Source organism: Microbacterium sp. UBA3394, from assembly GCF_002358725.1.
GTDB classification, from domain to species: domain Bacteria; phylum Actinomycetota; class Actinomycetes; order Actinomycetales; family Microbacteriaceae; genus Microbacterium; species Microbacterium luteum.
Genome location: NZ_DEPK01000154.1, coordinates 28,963 through 32,059, shown reverse-complemented (window position 1 = coordinate 32,059; position 3,097 = coordinate 28,963). Strand labels below are relative to the sequence as shown.

General features: G+C 67.6%; 2 protein-coding genes. One reads left to right on the top strand and one right to left on the bottom strand.

Annotation, left to right across the window (positions count from 1 at the left end; genetic code table 11):
• Nucleotides 1–274 precede the first annotated feature (274 nt).
• Entirely contained in the window at nucleotides 275–1,321 is a 1,047-nt protein-coding gene (locus tag B4E30_RS09110) for a hypothetical protein (RefSeq protein WP_286794874.1), read from the bottom strand.
• A 568-nt stretch (nucleotides 1,322–1,889) separates the two neighbouring features.
• On the opposite strand from B4E30_RS09110, the gene dnaB reads away from it, so the two are divergent.
• Nucleotides 1,890–3,097: replicative DNA helicase (gene dnaB, locus B4E30_RS09105; protein ID WP_414683200.1), on the top strand; the 1,208-nt coding region annotated here is incomplete at its 3' end.

Here is a 3,097-nt window from a genome sequence, read left to right as displayed (position 1 = left end):
GCTGGGCACCCGACGCGGAAGCGACGCCTCCGTTGCCGCCGGCGGACACGGGCGAGCCGTACGGTGCCGTCGGAGAGGTCAGCAGACGCGCGGCGGCGGCACCGGCGACCGCGGCGGTACCCANNGAGGGAGATTCCCCCTCCGATGAGCGCACCCCACAGGGCGCGCTTGATGATCGTGTGCATGACTATGACTCCTTGATTGAGGTATCGACAGCACGCCGGATGGCGTGCCGGATCGTCTGCCGCACGCAGAGTGGTGCGGCTCGATACCGTCAGTCAGGAGTCGAGTCGGTGGCGTAGATCGGCGCTCCGGGCAGAGCGTCGTCGACGAGCGTTCGCGGGGGGCCCGCGAGAAGGAGGCTGCGCCAGGTGTCGCCGAGCATGCCCGTGATCGGCTGGGCACCCGACGCGGAAGCGATGCCCCCGTTGCCGCCTGCGGACACGGGCGCGCCGGACGGCGCTGCCGGAGAGGTCAGCAGACGCGTGGCGGCGGCGCCGGCGACCGCGGCGGCACCCATCGCGGTGGCGATCGCAGAAGGCGCCCAGGAGCCGTCCTGGGCCCACCAGGCCGCTGTCATCGCGGCGGCGACACTCACCATCGCCGCCACCGTAGACGCCTCCGCCGTGGCGGTGCCGACCGTGATCAGCTCAGAGACGGGCACCGCGGGAGCAGGCACCACGGGAGCCTCGAGATCGGGGATGGTGACGACCAGCGGCGGAGCAGGAGGTGCGACGGCGTCGCCGACGACCACGGTTCCGACGGTCGTGTCGATCGCGGTGGAGGTGTCGGTGATCGCTCCTGTGAGGCCAACCCCTTCGGCGACATCACCGACGATCGGCACCTCGGAGACGAGGTCGACGACCGGGCTCGTGACGCTGGATACCGGGCCGGAACTGACGACGGTCTCGACGGTGCCGGTGACCGCGCCGGCACCGGTGTCGACGACCTCGGTGGTGGCGGTCACGGTCTGCTTCACGGTCTCGACGACCGGGGTCACGACCTCGGGAACGGCTTCGACGACGTCTGCGACCGGGGCGGGCGCCTGCTTCACGACGGGCTCGGTGACCGTCTCGACCACCGGTGCCACGACGGTCGCGGTCGTATCGAGCGTCGTCTCCGCGACCTCGTCGACCGCGCCCGTCGCGCCCTCGACGACCGACGTGGCCGCGCCGAGCAGGCCTCCGTCGTCGTCTTCTGCGGCGCCCGCAGCGGGGATGTGCAGGAAGAATGCGGCGGCGGTCCAGAGAAGACCGAGCCCGAGGGCGAGCAGGAGGAGGCGCTGTGCGTGCGGCACCATCCGTGCCGTCGATTCACGCATCAAGGTCACCCCCTTCGCGCCATCCCTGCTCCCCCCGGAGCGGCGTTGCTTGCGTCGGAGATGCCGCGGTGTGCCAGGCACGGTACTCCTGGGACGCGGACCTGTAAAGACCTTCGACGCGCGAAATCGGCGTGTCGTTCGATTGCGGAAACCACAGATTTGTGCACAGTCGCGCCCGGCACGGCAACTCTCAACGCCAACTTCAAACACAATCTCTGTCCACAGCCCGTGGATAAAGAAAAGCCAGTTCAAGTGGCATAAAAAAGTTTGCCCGCACCCAGTGCTTGGGAGTTTTCCACAGGTGTTGTGCACACCCGTGTCCGAGTTGTGCTCACCCTTTCCACAGAGTTATCCACAGGCCGTCTTGCACGGGGGAGAACCTGTCTCTAGCGTGAAGTCCTGCCCATCGGGGGTGGGTGTGGATTCGTCAGCGCCGACGGCCGTGTCGGGGGTTCGTGCTCCCATCGGAACACGGGAACGGGTGCTGATCCGTTCGTCATGCCATCCCAGCGTGCGCGTCGTCCAACGGGCGGTGGTGGGGTGCCGAAGTCAATCTGGAGGGACGCCCGTGTCGATCGCCGACATCTCACCCGACCGACTTGGTGGACCCCGCGAGAACGAGCGCACGCCCCCTCACGACTTCCTCGCCGAGCAGAGCGCCCTGGGGGGCATGCTGCTGTCGAAGGATGCCGTCGCCGACGTCATCGAGACACTCCGCGGCACCGACTTCTACGTGCCCAAGCATGAGCTGATCTTCGAGGCCATCCTCAGCCTCTACTCGCACGGTGAGCCCACCGATGTGGTCGCCGTCACCGACGAGCTCATCAAGACCGGCGAGCTGCAGCGGGCCGGCGGCGCCGACTACCTGCACACGCTCACCTCGATCGTGCCGACGGCGGCGAACGCGGGCTACTACGCCTCGATCGTCGCCGAGCGCGCCCTCCTCCGCCGGCTGGTGGATGCGGGCACCCGCATCGTGCAGATGGGGTACGAGGGGCAGGGTGATCCGCTCGACCTGGTGAACAACGCGCAGGCCGAGATCTACAACGTCTCCGGCGATGACACCGCCGAGGACTACGTTCCGCTGACGATCGCCGTCGACGCGGCGGTCGAGGAGATCGAGGCCGCGCGCGGTCGAGACGGTCAGATGACCGGCATCCCGACCGGGTTCTCGGGTCTCGACCAGCTCACCAACGGTCTGCACCCCGGTCAGATGATCATCATCGCCGCCCGCCCCGCGATGGGTAAGTCGACGCTTGCGCTCGACTTCGCCCGCGCCGCGGCGATCAAGCACGACATGCCGACGATCTTCTTCTCGCTCGAGATGGGGCGAAGTGAGATCGCGATGCGTCTCATGAGCGCCGAGGGCGCCATCCCGCTGCAGTCGATGCGCAAGGGAACGCTCGACAACCGCGACTGGACGACCATCGCCGCCACCCGCGGCAAGATCAACGACGCCCCGCTCTACATCGATGACAGCCCCAACATGACGCTCGTCGAGATCCGCGCGAAGTGCCGACGGTTGAAGCAGCGCGCGGGCCTGAAGATGGTCGTGATTGACTACCTGCAGCTGATGACGAGCGGCAAGCGCGTCGAGTCGCGCCAGCAGGAGGTCAGTGAGTTCTCGCGTGCGCTGAAGCTGCTCGCGAAGGAACTCGGTGTGCCAGTGATCGCGCTGTCGCAGCTGAACCGTGGACCGGAACAGCGTCAAGACAAGAAGCCGGCCCTGAGCGACCTGCGTGAATCGGGATCGATCGAGCAGGACGCCGACATGGT

Coding starts and splice junctions, on each gene's coding strand:
- B4E30_RS09110 (WP_286794874.1), bottom strand. CDS start 1,321: ATGCGTGAATCGACGGCACGGATGGTGCCGCACGCACAGCGCCTCCTC.